Origin of the sequence: Aquitalea sp. FJL05 (assembly GCF_003852595.1) — a bacterium.
Classification (GTDB): domain Bacteria; phylum Pseudomonadota; class Gammaproteobacteria; order Burkholderiales; family Chromobacteriaceae; genus Aquitalea; species Aquitalea aquatilis.
In genome coordinates, this window is sequence record NZ_QAJS01000001.1 from 234,985 (window position 1) to 251,425 (window position 16,441).

The 16,441-nt window shown below is 60.1% G+C and carries 18 protein-coding genes; 6 read left to right on the forward strand and 12 right to left on the reverse strand.

Translation table 11 applies throughout. From position 1 onward, the window contains the following. Window positions 1–108 precede the first annotated feature (108 nt). The 3 genes from DBR44_RS01050 (at window position 109) to DBR44_RS01060 (ending at window position 5,021) form a co-directional block, all read left to right on the forward strand. Window positions 109–2,037 (forward strand): PrkA family serine protein kinase, encoded by a 1,929-nt coding sequence (locus DBR44_RS01050; RefSeq protein WP_124641200.1) that lies wholly within the window; start codon window positions 109–111, stop codon window positions 2,035–2,037. Window positions 2,038–2,199: 162 nt separating this feature from the next. Further along, the gene (locus DBR44_RS01055) at window positions 2,200–3,474 is read left to right on the forward strand and encodes a YeaH/YhbH family protein (protein ID WP_124641202.1); all 1,275 of its coding nucleotides are present in this window, start codon (window positions 2,200–2,202) and stop codon (window positions 3,472–3,474) included. Window positions 3,475–3,506: 32 nt separating this feature from the next. Next, window positions 3,507–5,021 (forward strand): SpoVR family protein, encoded by a 1,515-nt coding sequence (locus DBR44_RS01060; RefSeq protein WP_124641204.1) that lies wholly within the window; start codon window positions 3,507–3,509, stop codon window positions 5,019–5,021. 4 nt (window positions 5,022–5,025) lie between these two features. Here DBR44_RS01060 and DBR44_RS01065 read toward each other — a convergent pair whose 3' ends face one another. From DBR44_RS01065 to DBR44_RS01080, 4 genes are read right to left on the reverse strand one after another with little or no spacing between them, the layout of a single operon-like run. Next, window positions 5,026–5,802, reverse strand: a complete 777-nt coding sequence (locus DBR44_RS01065) for an ABC transporter ATP-binding protein (RefSeq protein WP_158613533.1) — start codon at window positions 5,800–5,802, stop codon at window positions 5,026–5,028. Then, a complete protein-coding gene (locus DBR44_RS01070) occupies window positions 5,795–6,769 on the reverse strand; it encodes an iron ABC transporter permease (protein ID WP_158613534.1) in 975 nt (324 codons plus the stop codon). The genes DBR44_RS01065 and DBR44_RS01070 overlap by 8 nt, the downstream gene beginning before the upstream one ends. Before the next feature lie 44 nt (window positions 6,770–6,813). After that, the gene (dapB, locus tag DBR44_RS01075; protein ID WP_124641210.1) at window positions 6,814–7,620 is read right to left on the reverse strand and encodes a 4-hydroxy-tetrahydrodipicolinate reductase; all 807 of its coding nucleotides are present in this window, start codon (window positions 7,618–7,620) and stop codon (window positions 6,814–6,816) included. Next, a complete protein-coding gene (locus tag DBR44_RS01080) occupies window positions 7,617–8,003 on the reverse strand; it encodes an outer membrane protein assembly factor BamE (protein ID WP_124641212.1) in 387 nt (128 codons plus the stop codon). Before DBR44_RS01080 ends, dapB begins: the two co-directional genes overlap by 4 nt. A gap of 100 nt (window positions 8,004–8,103) precedes the next feature. Here DBR44_RS01080 and fur point away from each other — a divergent pair, with 100 nt between their 5' ends. Genes fur through DBR44_RS01095 form a run of 3 tightly spaced genes read left to right on the forward strand, consistent with a single transcriptional unit; the run spans window position 8,104 to window position 9,951 of the window. After that, window positions 8,104–8,532, forward strand: coding sequence for a ferric iron uptake transcriptional regulator (gene fur, locus DBR44_RS01085; RefSeq protein ID WP_059286148.1), 429 nt, complete (start codon window positions 8,104–8,106; stop codon window positions 8,530–8,532). After that, entirely contained in the window at window positions 8,532–9,233 is a 702-nt protein-coding gene (gene aat, locus DBR44_RS01090) for a leucyl/phenylalanyl-tRNA--protein transferase (RefSeq protein ID WP_124641214.1), read from the forward strand. The genes fur and aat overlap by 1 nt, the downstream gene beginning before the upstream one ends. Next, window positions 9,220–9,951, forward strand: a complete 732-nt coding sequence (locus DBR44_RS01095) for an arginyltransferase (RefSeq protein ID WP_124641216.1) — start codon at window positions 9,220–9,222, stop codon at window positions 9,949–9,951. The genes aat and DBR44_RS01095 overlap by 14 nt, the downstream gene beginning before the upstream one ends. Window positions 9,952–10,017: 66 nt before the next feature. On the opposite strand, the gene DBR44_RS01100 is transcribed toward DBR44_RS01095, so the two are convergent. The 8 genes from DBR44_RS01100 to DBR44_RS01135 all read right to left on the reverse strand — a co-directional run bounded on the left by DBR44_RS01100 (window position 10,018) and on the right by DBR44_RS01135 (window position 16,019). After that, on the reverse strand, window positions 10,018–10,473 hold the full coding sequence (locus DBR44_RS01100; protein ID WP_233578258.1) for a glycine zipper 2TM domain-containing protein: 456 nt from the start codon (window positions 10,471–10,473) through the stop codon (window positions 10,018–10,020). Window positions 10,474–10,502: 29 nt separating this feature from the next. Next, window positions 10,503–11,543, reverse strand: a complete 1,041-nt coding sequence (locus DBR44_RS01105; RefSeq protein ID WP_124641220.1) for a quinone-dependent dihydroorotate dehydrogenase — start codon at window positions 11,541–11,543, stop codon at window positions 10,503–10,505. Between the two features lie 93 nt (window positions 11,544–11,636). Then, entirely contained in the window at window positions 11,637–12,227 is a 591-nt protein-coding gene (locus tag DBR44_RS01110) for a malonic semialdehyde reductase (protein WP_124641221.1), read from the reverse strand. Between the two features lie 35 nt (window positions 12,228–12,262). Continuing rightward, a complete protein-coding gene (motD, locus tag DBR44_RS01115) occupies window positions 12,263–13,084 on the reverse strand; it encodes a flagellar motor protein MotD (RefSeq protein ID WP_124641222.1) in 822 nt (273 codons plus the stop codon). Window positions 13,085–13,109: 25 nt separating this feature from the next. Further along, on the reverse strand, window positions 13,110–14,048 hold the full coding sequence (locus tag DBR44_RS01120) for a S49 family peptidase (RefSeq protein ID WP_124641223.1): 939 nt from the start codon (window positions 14,046–14,048) through the stop codon (window positions 13,110–13,112). A gap of 41 nt (window positions 14,049–14,089) precedes the next feature. Beyond that, window positions 14,090–14,449 (reverse strand): Rieske 2Fe-2S domain-containing protein, encoded by a 360-nt coding sequence (locus DBR44_RS01125; RefSeq protein WP_124641224.1) that lies wholly within the window; start codon window positions 14,447–14,449, stop codon window positions 14,090–14,092. Further along, window positions 14,425–15,084, reverse strand: a complete 660-nt coding sequence (locus tag DBR44_RS01130) for an HAD-IA family hydrolase (protein ID WP_124641225.1) — start codon at window positions 15,082–15,084, stop codon at window positions 14,425–14,427. The genes DBR44_RS01125 and DBR44_RS01130 overlap by 25 nt, the downstream gene beginning before the upstream one ends. Then, complete coding sequence (locus tag DBR44_RS01135; RefSeq protein WP_124641226.1) at window positions 15,084–16,019, reverse strand: RluA family pseudouridine synthase; 936 nt, start codon at window positions 16,017–16,019, stop codon at window positions 15,084–15,086. The genes DBR44_RS01130 and DBR44_RS01135 overlap by 1 nt, the downstream gene beginning before the upstream one ends. Window positions 16,020–16,441: the final 422 nt, after the last annotated feature.

Below are 16,441 nucleotides of genomic sequence, written 5' to 3' on the forward strand. Positions count from 1 at the left end.
ACCCAGAAAAAGAGAAGCTGAAAAACCAGTCAGTACTCTAATTTGCCAGGGGAATGCGGGTGCACCATGCACGCCGTGCGCGCCCCTGCAACCAGCCAGGAGAGAGCCATGCACCCGGACATCTTGAGCCACTACGCCTCCCGCTACGACAAGACGCGTGAAGAGGAATACACCATTCAGGAGTATCTGGAGATCTGCAAACGAGATCCAGCTGCTTATGCCACGGCTTCCGAGCGCATGCTGGCAGCCATTGGCGAACCGGAACAGGTGGATACTCGCCACGACCAGCGCCTGTCACGCATCTTTTCCAACAAGGTCATCAAGGTCTACCCCGCCTTCCGCGAGTTTTACGGCACCGAGGAAGTGATCGAGCAGGTGGTGGCCTATTTCCGCCATGCTGCCCAAGGGCTGGAAGAGAAGAAACAGATTCTCTACCTGCTGGGGCCGGTAGGCGGCGGCAAATCGTCGATTGCCGAAAAGCTGAAAGAGCTGATGGAGCAGGTGCCGTTTTATTGCCTCAAGGGCAGCCCGCTGAACGAGTCGCCGCTGGGCTTGTTCAATGTGGATGAGGACGGTGCCATTCTGGAAGAAGAATTCGGCATTCCGCGCCGCTATCTCAAGACCATTCCCAGCCCGTGGGCGGTGAAGCGGCTGCATGAATTCAATGGCGACATCGGCCAGTTCAAGGTGGTGAAGCGCTACCCGTCCGTGCTGCGGCAGATTGCCGTGGCCAAGACCGAGCCGGGTGACGAAAACAACCAGGACATTTCCTCGCTGGTGGGCAAGGTGGACATCCGCAAGCTGGAAAAATATGCCCAGGATGACCCGGATGCCTACAGCTACTCTGGCGGCCTCTGCCTGGCCAACCAGGGCCTGCTGGAATTCGTGGAAATGTTCAAGGCACCCATCAAGGTGCTGCACCCCTTGCTGACTGCCACCCAGGAAAGCAATTTCAAGGGCACGGAAGGCTTTGGTGCGATTCCATTTGATGGCATCGTACTGGCCCACTCCAACGAGTCGGAGTGGAAGCAGTTCCGCAACAACAAGAACAACGAGGCTTTCCTCGACCGTATCTACATCGTCAAGGTGCCGTACTGCCTGCGGGTGACCGAAGAGATCAAGATCTACGACAAGCTGATCCGCAACTCGTCCTTGGGCAATGCGCCCTGCGCACCGGGAACCCTGAAGATGATGGCGCAGTTTGCCATTCTGTCGCGGCTGAAAGAGACAGAAAACTCCAGCCTCTTCAGCAAGATGCAGGTGTACGACGGCGACAATCTGAAAGACACCGATCCCAAGGCCAAGTCGCTGCAGGAATACCGTGACTATGCCGGGGTGGACGAAGGCATGAACGGTCTGTCGACCCGCTTTGCCTACAAGATACTGTCCAAGGTGTTCAACTTCGACAACCAGGAAGTAGCCGCCAACCCGGTGCATCTCTTGTATGTGCTGGAACAGCAAGTGGAGCGGGAACAGTTCCCGGCCGAGCAGGAGCAGAAATACCTGACTTTCCTGAAGGAGTATCTGGCGCCCAAGTATGTCGAGTTCATCGGCAAGGAAATCCAGACTGCCTATCTGGAAAGCTACTCCGAGTACGGCCAGAACATTTTCGACCGCTATGTCACCTTCGCCGACTACTGGATTCAGGATCAGGAATACCGCGATCAGGACACCGGCGAAATCTTCGACCGCACCTCGCTCAATGGCGAGCTGGAAAAGATCGAGAAACCGGCCGGGATTTCCAATCCCAAGGACTTCCGCAACGAAATCGTCAACTTCGTGCTGCGGGCCCGAGCCAATAATGGTGGCAAGAACCCGACCTGGACCAGCTATGAAAAGCTGCGCACGGTAATCGAGAAGAAGATGTTCTCCAATACCGAAGAGCTGCTGCCGGTGATTTCCTTCAATGCCAAGGCCAGCGTGGAAGATGCCAAGAAGCACGAAGACTTCGTCAACCGCATGGTGGAAAAAGGCTATACCGCCAAGCAGGTTCGCCTGCTGTGCGAATGGTATCTGCGGGTACGCAAGTCCTCCTGAGCACGCGCCGGCCAGCGGGTTTCTGCCCGCCGGACCGGCACCGATTCTGGCCCGGACTGTCCAAACAGGATGGTCCGGCTTGGCCGGGTCGCATGCCGCGACCGTAGCAAAGGCTGGCGCCCGCAGACCAGCCGGGCCGCAGGAGACAACAGCGAGGTTGCCATGTCCCACATCATAGACAGACGCCTGAACGGCAAGAACAAGTCCGCGGTCAACCGCGAGCGTTTCTTGCGCCGTTTCAAGGCGCAGATCAAGGAAGCCGTTTCGCGTGCGGTGAAGGGGCGCAGTATCACCGATATCGAGAGCGGCGAGAAAGTCTCCATTCCGGTCAAGGATATTTCCGAGCCGGTATTTCATCATGGCCAGGGCGGGGTGCGCGAGCAGGTGCATCCGGGCAATGAAGAATTCATTCGGGGGGATCGTATTCAACGTCCGCAAGGCGGCGGTGGAGGTGGCGGTGGTGGCAAGGCCAGCCAGGATGGCGAGGGTGAGGACGACTTTGTGTTCGAGTTGTCGCGCGAAGAATTCCTCAATGTGTTTTTTGATGACCTGGCGCTGCCCAATCTGATCAAGACCCAGCTGATGGGCGTGGAAGAGCTCAAGCAGGTGCGGGCCGGCTACACCAATGACGGCACCCCGGCCAATATCAGCATCGTCCGTTCCTTGCGTGGTGCACTGGCGCGGCGTGTCGCCATGGCCGCGCCAACCCTGGCCAGCCTGGGCGAGGCCGAGGAAGACCTGGACCAGTTGCTGGAGTCGGATGACGAAAGCGCGCTGGAAGTGCGCGACCAGCGCAAGCGCATCCATATGCTGCGCGAGAAGCTGGCCAGCATCCCTTTTATCGACCCTTTCGATCTGCGCTACAACAACCGCATCAAGCAGCCCAAGCCCACCAGCCAGGCGGTGATGTTCTGCATCATGGATGTGTCCGGTTCGATGGACGAGCAGAAAAAAGACATGGCCAAGCGCTTCTTCATCTTGCTCTACCTGTTTTTGCAGCGTAACTACGACAAGATCGAAGTGGTGTTCATCCGCCATCACACCAGTGCGGTGGAGGTGAACGAGGAAGACTTCTTCCACTCGCGTGAAAGCGGGGGGACGGTGGTGTCCTCGGCGCTCAATCTGATGGCGGACATCGTCAAGAAGCGTTACAGCGGCAGCGAGTGGAATATTTATGCCGCCCAGGCTTCCGATGGCGACAACTGGGACAGCGACTCGGCCAATTGCGGCCGCATCATGGAAGAACAGCTGCTGCCCTATTGCCAGTATTTCGCCTACATCGAAATCACCGAGGGCGAGCCGCAAAACCTCTGGTACGAGTACCTCAAGGTCAAGGAACGCCAGCGGCATTTCGCCATGCAGAAAATCCGCTCGGCCTCCGATATTTATCCGGTATTCCGGGAGCTGTTCAAACGCCAGCCAGCCACGCGCGCCTGAGTGCCAGGGCCGGCCGCCAAGGGGAATGCAGCATGACACCCATTTCCACCGGGTCCGAATGGACCTTCGACCTGATCGAAGAATACGACCGCGCAATCCGCAAGATCGCAGTGGATGAATTCCAGCTGGACGTCTATCCCAATCAGCTGGAAGTGATTACCGCCGAACAGATGATGGATGCCTACTCCTCGGTCGGCATGCCGGTGAACTACCATCACTGGAGCTTCGGCAAGCACTTCGTTTCCACCGAAAAAAGCTACAAGCGTGGCCAGATGGGCTTGGCCTACGAAATCGTCATCAACTCCAGCCCCTGCATTGCCTATTTGATGGAAGAAAACTCCATGACCATGCAGGCGCTGGTGATTGCCCACGCCGCCTATGGTCACAACAGCTTCTTCAAGGGCAATTACCTGTTTCGTGCCTGGACCGACGCCTCGGCCATTGTCGACTATCTGGTATTTGCCAAGTCCTACATCAGCAAATGCGAGGAGCGCTATGGCATCGACGAGGTGGAGATGCTGCTGGATTCCTGCCATGCGCTGATGAACTATGGTGTGGATCGCTACAAGCGGCCGCAGAAGCTGTCACTGGCCGAGGAGCAGGCGCGGCAGGTGGAGCGCGAACAGTATCTGCAGATGCAGGTCAACGACCTGTGGCGCACCATTCCCAAGCGCGACAAGGACGATGCCAATCGCGAACCGCAACGTTTTCCGGCCGAGCCGCAGGAAAACCTGCTGTATTTCATCGAAAAATCCGCGCCCTTGCTGGAACCGTGGCAGCGCGAGCTGGTGCGCATCGTGCGCAAGGTGGCGCAGTATTTCTACCCGCAACGCCAGACTCAGGTGATGAACGAGGGCTGGGCCACGTTCTGGCACTACACCATTCTCAACCGCCTGTACGACAAGGGGCTGGTGACCGATGGCTTCATGATGGAGTTTTTGCAGAGCCACACCAATGTGGTGTATCAGCCGCCGGTGACGGCGCGCTGGTATAACGGCATCAACCCCTATGCCCTGGGTTTTTCCATGTACCAGGACATCAAGCGCATCTGCGAAGCGCCCACGGACGAGGACAAGGCCTGGTTTCCCGATCTGGCCGGTACCGACTGGCGCAGCTCGCTGGAATTCGCCATGAAGAACTTCAAGGACGAAAGCTTTATTTCACAATACCTTTCGCCCAAGCTGATTCGCGATTTCCGCATGTTCTCCATTCGTGACGACGACCATGAAGACAAGCTGGAAGTGTCGGCCATCCATGACGAAAGGGGCTATCGTGACATCCGCAGCAAGCTGGCCGAGCAATACAACCTGGGCTCGCGTGAGCCGAACATTCAGGTGTGGTCGGTCAATGTGCGGGGTGATCGCAGCCTGACCTTGCGCCATACCATGCACAATCGCCGTCCGCTGGACGAGGGCAGTGCGCAGGAAGTGCTCAAGCATGTGGGACGGCTGTGGGGCTTTGATGTCCGGCTGGAAAGCGCAGACAACGACGGTGCGGTCACGCAGAGCTTCGAGGTGAAATCCAGTCTGGAATTACAGCGGCTGTAGCGGATCAGCGCGTACCGTGCGGGACAAAGGCCCGGATGCGGGCATCCGGGCTGATCAATTCAGCCAGCCGGATGCCGTAAATGGCCTCCAGCCGCGCCTGCTGCATGATGTCGGCGGTGCGGCCAAAGGCGATGCTGCAGCCATCCTGCAGCAGCAAGACCCGGTCGGCATGGCGCAGCGCCAGGTTCAGGTCGTGTACCACCGCCACCACGCCGATGTGCAAGTCCTGCGCCAGCCGCCGCCATTGCGCCATCTGGCTGTCGGCAATGGCGAAGTCCAGCGCGGCCGTGGCCTCATCCAGCAATAAATAGCGTTCCGGCTGTGTGGATGCCAGTAGCTGGCACAGTGCGCGTGCCAGGTGGGCGCGCTGCGCCTCGCCCCCGGACAGGCTGTCGAGCCGGCGTTGCGCCAGTGCGCTGGTGTCGGTCAAGGCCAGCGCCTGTTCTATAGCTGCCGCCTGCTGGCCGGGAGCAGCAAAATAACTGCCGGCCGCGACCAGCTCGTTCACCCGCCAGCCGGATGGAGCAGCTGCCTGCTGCTCCACCACGGCGCGCAGGCTGGCCAGACGGGCCGGGCTCATGCCAGCCGTATCCTGCCCGCCCAGCCAGACGCTGCCGCTGTCGGGACGCAGATAGCCCGACATCAATTGCAGCAGGGTGCTCTTGCCCGCGCCGTTGGGGCCAAGGATGACGCACAACTCGCCGGGCACGGCCTGTAGCGAAACCTGCCATAACAGTCGCTTGCTGGCACGCTGCAAACATACCTGCTCCAGCTCAAGCACGGTTTGACTCCTGTTCTCGTCGTAACAGCCACAGAAAAAACGGGGCACCCAGCAGACTGGTGATGACGCCAACCGGCAATTCCGCAGGGGCCAGCAGGCTGCGTGCCAGCCAGTCGGCGCTGACCGTCAGCCAGGCACCCAGTAGTGGAGACGCCAGCAGCAGGCGGCGGGCGTCGCTGCCGGTCAACAGCCGGGTCAGATGCGGTGCCAGCAGGCCGACAAAGCCGATCATGCCGCAGCTGGATACCACCACGCCGGCGGCGATGGAGGCAAGGCAGACGACCAGCCATGCGCCACGGCGAATGTCAAAACCCAGATGAAACGCGGTGGCTTCACCCAGTTGCAGGGCATTGAGCAAGCGCCAGTGGCGGAACAAGCCCAGCCAGACCAGCGGCGTGGCCAGCAGCAACAGCCAGGCCTGCGGCCATTCAGCATTGGCGAAACTGCCCATCAGCCAGAAGGTGATGCTGCGCAGGGCACCATCCGGCAGGGTGGTGATCAACAGCGTCAGCAGACTGCCCAGCAAGGCTGCGATGGCCACGCCGGACAGGATCAGCCGGCTGCCATTGCCATTGGGCGAGGCCAGCAGGCGAATCAGCCACAGCGTCAGCAGACTGCCGGTAAAGCCGGCCAGCGAAACCGGCAAGATGCCGGCGCCCAGGCTGAGTGCCAGTGCGGCGGCCAGTGCCGCTCCGCTATAGATGCCCAGCAGGCCCGGTTCGGCCAAGGGATTGCGGAAGCGTGCCTGGATGGCGGCTCCGGCGCTGCTCAGCAGCATGCCGCTGCAGATGGCGACCAGCAGACGTGGCAGGCGTAGCTGCAGCAGTAGCTGCAGTTGCAGCGCCGGCAGTGTTTGATTGCCATGCAGCATGGCCCAGACAATGCCGCTGCCGTGCAATAGCGAAGCGAGGCAAGTCAGTAGCAGGGCAGCCAGCAGGCACTGGCAGAGCAGGGAGAGGCGGATCATCAGCAGGGGAAGGGAGCCAGCCGGGCGGCCGGCTCCCGCAGGCCTTAACGCAGGCCCAGTACGTCTTGCATGTCGAACAGGCCGGAGGGCTTGGCCGACAGCCATTTGGCGGCGCGCACGGCACCGTTGGCAAAGGTGGCACGGCTGGACGCCTTGTGGGTGATTTCCACCCGTTCGCCCAGGGTGGCGAACAATACGGTATGGTCGCCCACCACATCGCCGGCCCGCACGGTGGCAAAGCCAATGGTGTTCGGGTCGCGCTCGCCGGTCACACCTTCGCGGCCATACACCGCACATTCCTTGAGGTCGCGGCCCAGGGCATCGGCAATCACTTCGCCCATGCGCAGTGCGGTGCCGGACGGGGCATCCACCTTGAAGCGGTGGTGTGCCTCGGTGATTTCGATATCGTAGCCTTCGTTCAGCACCCGCGCGGCCATGTCCAGCAGTTTGAAGGTGAGGTTCACCCCGACGCTGAAGTTGGAGGCAAACACGATGCCGATTTTCTCGGCCGCCGCCTTGATGGCAGCCTTGCCAGCATCGTCAAAACCAGTCGTGCCGATGATCATCTGCACCTTGTGCTGCTGGCACTGTTGCAGATAATCAAGCGTGGCTTCCGGGCGGGTAAAGTCGATGACCACATCCGCACCAGACAGGGCCGCAGCGAAATCGCTGGAAATCTTGACCCCGGTCTGCTGACCAATGAACAGGCCGGCATCCTGACCGATAAAGTCGGAAGCGGCACGATCAATGGCAGCATGCAAACGAGCGCCGGGGGTAGCCAGTACGGATTCGATCAGCGTGCGGCCCATGCGGCCGGCAGCACCGACGATGACGATATTCAGTTCACTCATTGCTTGGGGGCTTCCTGGGCGGGGGCAGAGGCATCAAGCGGCAGAATGGCGCGCTCGGCCGGCTGTGCGGTGCCTTCTACCCGCACCATGGTGTCGCCTTCAAAGAAAACGGTCAGCAGCTTCTTGTCGACCAGCTTGCCCTGCTTGCTATCCTGATACGGATAGTCCCAGCGGTTGTTGTGGAAGGAATCGGTCAGCAAGGGAGTGCCCAGCAGGAAACGTACCTGGGAGCGGGTCATGCCGGGCTTCAGTTTGGCCACGGCATCTTCGGTGACATAATTGCCTTGCTGGATTTCCATCTTGTGGGGGGTAATCCAGTTGATGGGATTCATGGAGGTGCAGCCGGAGAGGGCGATGACGGCAGCGATGATCAGGGCGCGCATGAGACTCCGATGGGCTGAGGATTATATTTAACTGGCGGTGTTAGGCAAAGCCGGAAAAAGGCTTTATCATGCTTCAAAAATCGACCTAATTTATATCACGATGAGCAAAGCCAGTCACCTTAAAGATATCGGCCTCAAAGCCACCGGCCCGCGTCTGAAAATTCTCGACCTGTTCGAGATGACCGACGATCGCCACCTGTCGGCCGAAGATGTCTATCGCAAACTGCTGGCCGAGAATATCGACATCGGTCTGGCCACCATTTACCGCGTGCTCACCCAGTTCGAGCAGGCCGGTATTCTGGTACGCCACCATTTCGAATCCGGCAAGGCCGTGTACGAGCTCAACCAGGGTGGTCACCACGACCACATGGTGTGCGTGAAGTGCGGCAGCGTGATGGAATTCTTCGATCCTGAAATCGAGGCCTTGCAGGATCGCATCGCCGAGCAGCACGGCTTTCGCATTGCCGAGCATGCGCTGTATCTGTACGGCGAATGCCTGAGCTGCCAGGGCAAAACCGGCAGCAAGTAATGATTCCCTGGCTCGGACACGAGCTGGTTTTTCCTCCGGTTCGCAGCGCACTGGCCGAACCGGACGGTTTGTTGGCTGCTGGTGGCGACCTGTCGCCGGCGCGCCTGCTGCTGGGGTACTCCCAGGGCATCTTCCCGTGGTTTTCCGCAGGCGAACCCATTTTGTGGTGGTCGCCTTCTCAGCGCATGGTGCTGTTCCCGCCGCAGCTACGCGTCAGCCGTTCGCTGGACAAGACGCTGCGCAATCGCCACTACCGGGTGACGCTGGACACCGCTTTCCGACAAGTGATGGAGGCCTGTGCCGCACCGCGCGCCGGGGCTGCCGGTACCTGGATCATCCAGCCCATGGTGGAAGCCTACTGTCGTCTGCATCAGCTCGGGGCGGCACATTCTTTCGAGGTATGGATGGATGGCGAACTGGTGGGCGGGCTGTATGGCGTGGCGCTGGGGCGGATGTTCTATGGCGAATCGATGTTTTCCCACCGTACTGACGCCTCCAAAATCGCCTTTGTCCACATGGCTCGCCACTTGCAGGCGCAGGGCGTGGACATGATTGACTGCCAGATGCATACCCCGCATCTGGCCAGCCTGGGCGCAACGCTGATTCCAAGGGCCGAATTTATTGCTACTCTGAAGAACAAGACGCTTGAACCCCAGGCGGACAGCATGTGGAACTATTGTTTCGACCATGAGCCATCGTGATGCCGGACCGGCGGTTGCCATTCATTTTTATGCCACCGCCCCCTATGCCTGCAGTTATCTGGACGGTCGCCAGGCGCGCTCGCAGGTAGCCATTCCTGCCGAAGCCATTGATGCCGCGGTTTACAGCCAGCTGGTCCGGCTGGGTTTTCGCCGCAGTGGTCTGTATACCTACCGGCCTTATTGCGATAGTTGCCAGGCCTGCGTGCCGGTGCGGCTTCCGGTAGCGGCCTTCACGCCCAACCGCAGTCAGCGGCGCAGCTGGAAGCGCTTGCAGGACATGGAGGTGCGGCTGTTGCCGCTGGAGTTCCGCCAGGATCATTACCAGCTGTACCACGACTATCAGCAGTCACGCCATGCCGGGGGCGGCATGGCCGAGGATAATGTGCAGCAGTATTCCGAGTTCATTCTCAAAAGCGGCGTGGATAGCCTACTGGCCGAGTTCCGGCTGGATGGCGAGCTGAAAATGGTCAGCCTGATCGACCGGCTGGCCGACGGCCTGTCGGCGGTGTACACCTTTTATGATCCGCAGGATGCCCAGGCAGGCTATGGCGTATTCAATGTGCTATGGCAGGTGGAGCTGGCGCGGGCCTGGCAGCTGCCCTATCTATATCTGGGCTACTGGATTGCCGATTGCCGCAAGATGGCTTACAAGTCGCAGTATCGGCCACTGGAGCATTTGCAGGACGGGCGCTGGGTGCCGGCAGCATCGGGAGAGTGAGGGGGCAGGCATGCAAAACAGGCTGANNTCAGCCTGTTTTGCATGCCGGCTACTGACCAGGTGTGATCAGTAAGGTACCACCCGGTCGTCACCGCCACCGCTCAGCAGGCGTACACGCTGGCCTGCGCTCAGCGGGATGTCGGCATCCTGCACGATGGAAACCATGCGGCCACTGCCGTCCAGTTTGACAGTCACTTCTAGTGCATTCTTGCTACCCATGCTGCGCTGGGCTGCCTGGGTGCCGAAACCACCGGCCAGTGCGCCGATGATACCACCGGCGATGGCACCCTTGCCGCCGCCGACATTGCTGCCGGCCAAGCCGCCAAGAGCCGCGCCGCCCAGTGTCAGCAGCTCATTGTTCTGGCCTTCCATCTTGACGTTGTTGACCGACACCACGGTGCCCAGTTGTACGCTCTGCGCCTGGCGCATTTGCCCCTTGGAGTAGACGGCGGCGGAATCGGAGGTGGCGCAGCCGGAAAGCAGGCCCAGCGACAGGCTGCCAAGCATTACAAGGCGAGTCATCTTGTTGAACATATATCCTCCCTGGGATGTCAATTGCGGGTTTGTTGTTGCAGGTGGCGGGCGATGGCCTGGCTGCACTGCGCGATCAGCGGTGGTCCCTGATAGATCAGGCCGCTGTACAGCTGTACCAGTGTGGCACCGGCTTGCAGCTTTTCTACTGCATCTTCGCCACTGAGAATGCCGCCTACCCCTATGATGGGCAGGCTGCCGTCTAGTTCACGCGCCAGCTTGCGGATCAGCGCGGTGGAGCGTTCTCGTACCGGTGCGCCGGACAGGCCGCCTGCTTCGTCCTGCAGCGGGTGGTCGGCAATCTCTACCCGCGACAGCGTGGTATTGGTGGCGATGACGCCATCAATCTTGTTGACGGTCAGCAGACGGGCGATGTCGGCAATCTGTTCGTCGTCCAGGTCCGGAGCGATCTTCACCGCCAGCGGCACATAGCGACCATGTTGGTCGGCCAACTGCTGCTGGCGGGTCTTGAGAGCAGCCAGCAGGCGCGACAGCTCGTCGCCTTGCTGCAACTGGCGCAGGTTCTTGGTATTGGGCGAGGAGATATTGACCGTGATGTAGCTGGCGTAGGCATAGACCTTGTCCAGGCAGATCAGGTAGTCATCCACCGCGTTTTCAATCGGAGTAACTGCGTTTTTGCCGATATTGATGCCCAGCACGCCGTTGAAACGGCAGTTGCGCACATTGTCGAGCAATACATTGACGCCACGGTTGTTGAAACCCATGCGATTGATGATGCCCTGATGTTCCGGCACGCGGAACAGGCGTGGCTTGGGGTTGCCATCCTGTGGGCGTGGGGTGATGGTGCCGATTTCCAGAAAGCCGAAGCCCAGCGCCGCCAGCGCGTCGATATGGTCGCCATTCTTGTCCAGGCCGGCAGCCAGACCAACCGCATTGGGAAAAGTCAGACCCATGGCCTTGACCGGCGCCCGGCTGACCGCCGGAACAGCCAGGCCAAGCAGGCGCAGTTTGTGCGCCTTGTCCAGCAGCTGTAGGGTTTGTTCGTGGGCGGTTTCTGCGTCAAATCTGAACAGCAGAGGGCGCAGAAGCGGGTAGAGCATGAGCGTCTCCGGAATGAATTTGCCCGCTAGTATAACCGGGCAATGGCCCTGAGCCGAAGCACCATGGTCAAATCCACGCCCGCTTACGCTGCTTCAGAGTATCTGGCAGGCTTCGTCAAAACCAAAGCGCGGTGCGCGCGCATGCAGCTTGCCGGCCTCGCCATAGCCCAGGTTGATCAGGAAATTGGACTGGCAGCGGCCATCAGCAAAAAACTCGCCATTCACCCCGGCATTGTCAAAACCCGACATCGGGCCGCAGTCCAATCCCAGCGAACGTGCCGCCATGATCAGGTAGGCACCTTGCAAGGTGCTGTTGCGGGCGGCGGTGGCGGCAATGTCGGCATCGTTGCCTTCAAACCAGCTCTTGGCGTCGGCATGTGGAAACAGCCGTGGCAAGTGCTCATAAAATTGCATGTCTTGCGCCACGATCACGCACACCGGAGCGGCCATGGTCTTCTCTACATTGCCTTCCATCAGGAAGGGGCGCAGCCTTTCCTTGGCCGCCGGGGTCTTGAGGAAAACGAAGCGGGCTGGCGAGCAGTTGGCGCTGGTGGGGCAGAGCTTGAGCAGGTCAAACAGCTGATGCAGGGTGTCATCGCTCACCGGGCGTTGCTGCCAGTGGCTGTGACTGCGGGCATTGTGAAACAGCTGTTCCAGCGCAGTGGCGGATAGCGGGGTGGTCATGGGCTCCTCCTGATTGTTATGGTACGGGCGTCTGACTATTTGCCGGCCGGAACGGCTGCCGGGGCAGGGGTGGTGGACGGTTGCGATGGCAGCACTTCGGCCTCGTTCTGGTCTTCAGCCAAAACGGTAATGGACACGCGGCGGTTGGTGGCGCGGCCATCTGGCGTGGTGTTGTCGGCCACCGGCAGGTTTTCTCCCCGTCCTACGGCGACCAGTCTTGCCGGGCTGATGCCGCTTTCCTGGAATAGTCGCACTACGCTGCCAGCGCGGGCGGCAGACAGTTCCCAGTTGGACGGATAAGTGGAGGTCTTGATGGGGACGTTGTCGGTAAAGCCTTCCACCCGGATCTGGTTATCCACCTTGGACAGCAGGGCGGCCATGCCGGACATGATCTGGCGCGACTGGTCGTTGGGTGCAGCCTGACCCACCGGAAACAGCGCCGTATCGCGGATGTCGACGGTGATGCCCTTGGGGCTCTGGGTGATGTTGACCTGCCCGCCCTTGACCAGCGGGTCCATCACCTTGGCCAGATCCGCTGCCAGCGAGCCGAGTTTGGGATTCGGTTCGACATGGTGGTCCCCCGTGATGGCCTTGGCAATCGGCTTGGTCTGGGGGATTTCTATCATGGTATTGGCCCCACCGCTGGGCGGGGTGGTATTGATATTGATGGTGGAGCCACTGCGAAAGGCATCGACGATGGCCGAGGACAGTACCCGGTACTTGCCCTCGTTGACCGAGGAAATGGCGTACATCACCACGAAAAAGGCGAACAGCAGGGTGATGAAGTCGGCATAGGACACCAGCCAGCGTTCATGGTTTTCGTGCTCTTCTTCCTGACGGCGGCGTCTGCTTGCCATGTGTGCTCCGCGATGAGGGCTGTTGTCAGAACAGGCGGGTGTTGAACAGGCTGCGTACGCCCCCGGCGAATTCGACGCCTATCTTGCGCGCCACGCGGCTGGAAAGATCGTCCTGCTGGGTGTAGTCCACCGTCTTTTCGGCCTTGATGATGTCACGCGCGACCGAGCGGGTATTGCCCAGGCCATCCGCCAGTCCCAGCGGGATGCTCTTTTCGCCGATCCATACCATGCCGGAAAATAGCTGCGGGTCGTTTTTCAGCCGGCTGCCACGGCCATCCTTGACTGCCTTGATGAACTGCTGGTGGATGTCATCCAGCAATTGCTGGCGGATGGCGTCCTGCTTGGGATTGACCGGGGAGAAGGGGTCGCCCATCGCCTTGTTTTCACCGGCAGTCTTCAGGCGGCGTTCCACGCCCAGCTTGTCCATCAGGCCGGTAAAGCCAAAGCCGTCAGACAGTACACCGATAGAGCCGACAATGCTGGCCTTGTCGACGAAGATCTTGTCTGCAGCGGCGGCAATGTAATAACAGCCGGACGCGCATACTTCCTGCACGGTGACATACACCGGAATGGCCGGGTGCAGCTTTTTCTGACGGCGGATTTCATCATAGGCCATGCCGGACAGTACCGGGCTGCCGCCGGGGCTGTTGGCCTCGATGACGATACCGCGCGTGCCGTGGTCGGCATAGGCGTCTTGCAGCGCAGCGCTGAGTTTCTCGGCGGTATTGTTTTCGCTATCGATGACGCCATCCAGGCTGATGACGGCAGTGTGGCCGCTGCCGGTCAGGGCCTCGGCCGATTTGTCTTCATTGCGTGCAAAGGCAAAGGCCAGCAGGCTGCCGATGATGCCCAGCCACACCAGGCGGAAAAAGATTTTCCAGCGCCGTGCGCGGCGTTGTTCCACCACGGCGGCCATGGCCAGTTTTTCGACTAGCTGGCGTTCCCAGTTTGGAGTGTCGTTCATTGTGCTTGCCCTGAGTGCGAATGTCGGCAGTCTAGCAAAATTCAGTCAGGCATGACATTCAGCCACACTTGGCCATCTGCTTCATGCAGCGGGAGCGCTTGCAGGCTCTGGCCGCGGCAGGGGCCGCCCACGCAGCGGCCATTATTGGGCAGGTAGAGTGCACCGTGCATGCTGCACACCAGATACTGTCCGGATAAATCGAACACATTGCCATCTTGCAAGTCCAGTTCGATGGGAATGTGGCGGCAGGCATTCACATAACCATAGACCCGGCCCTGATAGCGCAGTGCCAGGGCAGACTGCTGCTTGCCATCTGCACCGTCCAGCTCGAAGCGGACGGCGCGGCCACTATCCTGCAAATCGGCGCTGGCGCAGATCAGCCTAGTCGTGCCAGCAGCCATTGCTGCAACTCCGCAAAGCTATGGACGATAGTCTGCGGCTGGCAATCCTGCAGCAGTCCCACATCGTGTGCGCCGTAGCTGACGCCAACGCCATGCGCGCGGGCATTCAGTGCCATGTTCAGGTCGTGGCTGGTGTCGCCAATCATCACCGTGCGCGCCAGTTCCACCCCTAGCTCATCGCTCAGTTCCTGCAGCATGGCCGGATGCGGCTTGGAATGGCATTCGTCCACGGTGCGGGTGGCGTCAAACAAGGGTCCCAGGCCGGTTTCAGCCAGCAGGCGATCAAGGCCCACCCGGCTGTTGCCGGTGGCCACCGCCATGAATACCCCGCGTTCGCGCAACGCATGCAGGCCTTCGCGTACACCGTCGAACAGGGTCACACCCTCGTCGCTGCTGCGATAGTGGCGGATAAAGCTCTCGGTCAGCGCCTTATGCTGCGCATCGTCCAGGCCGGGGCAGGCCAGGTGCAGGGCCTGGTCCAGCCGCAGGCCGATGACATGACTGGCCGCCTGGCGGTCTGGCACGGTCAGGCCCAGTTCGCGACAGGCATTCTGGATGGAATGGGTGATGTGCGCCGTGGAATCCATCAGCGTGCCATCCCAGTCGAATACCAGCAGGTCGTAGTGGCGTGCCATCAGTTTCTCAGTTTCTTCAGAAAGCCTTCCAGCTCGGCCGGTAGTGGGGCTTCCAGTTTCAATGGCTCGCCGGTAAGCGGGTGGGGCAGGCTCAGGCTGCGCGCGTGCAGGAACATGCGTTTCAGGCCGCGTTTGGCCAATTCTTTATTAAAGGCAAAGTCGCCGTATTTTTCGTCACCGGCAATCGGGCAGCCGCTGGCCTGCATGTGCACGCGGATCTGATGCGTACGGCCGGTACGCAAATGGGCTTCTACCAGGGTGAAGTCGGCAAAGCGTTCCACCACGCTGAAATTGGTGTGGGCAAACTGGCCATCGTCGCCCTCGGCCACCTTGACGCGGCGCTCGCCGTCGGTGGTGTGGAATTTGAACAAGGGCAACTTGACGCTCTTGTTGCTCGGGTCCCAGGAGCCCAGCCCCAGCGCCAGGTAGCGCTTGTCCGGTACGTTGGCGCGCATCATGTCGTGCAGCTTCACCAGTGCCGAGCGTTTCTTGGCCAGCATCAACAGGCCGGAGGTTTCCCGGTCCAGCCGGTGTACCAGTTCCAGATATTTCCAGTCCGGGTGCGCCTTGCGCAGTTGTTCGATCACGCCAAAGGACACGCCGCTGCCACCATGCACGGCCACACCGGCCGGCTTGTCGATCACCAACAGCGCAGTATCTTCATACACCACCGGGAAGCTGCCGGGCGGCACATCGTTGACCGGGCGCTCGGCCACGCGAATGGGGGGGATGCGGATCTGGTCGCCAGCCTGGATGCGATAGGATGCATCAATCCGGCGCTTGTTCACCCGTACTTCGCCCGAGCGCAAGATGCGATAAATATGGCTTTTTGGTACGCCTTTTAGAATGCGTACCAGGAAGTTGTCCAGCCTTTGGCCGGAATCTCCATCGTCCACGTCAAGAAACGTGACGGAGTCTTTGCGAATGTCAGTCATATTGCTTATACTTCGTGCGCTCGATCGCACATTTCAGTGCGATGACAGCGTTCCGGAAAGCCATGGTCACAGGCAGTATTGCCGCGTGATGCTGCTGCGGGAAAGTGAACCGGCCGGCAGGGTGTTGACCCTGACCTGATGCCGCGTCAACCGGCCGCAGCCAAGGTTAACTCGCTCACCAAAAAGCAGCGATGGTAATGCATTTAGTCGCATAACGCACTCACGAGTATTCCATTTCCTGATGCAAAGCCAGTCAGGAGATCTTGCAGCAAAGTTTGACCCGGCACGCAGCCCTCCAGTTTGTCCAGCTCGCCCGCGATGGCGGGCTGGGAGAAAATTTCCGATGCGCTAATGCGCTCAAACCCCCGGGCACGTGTGAATTTAGTCAGGAAGTAGGCTTGATATCTCGGTTGTAATGATCT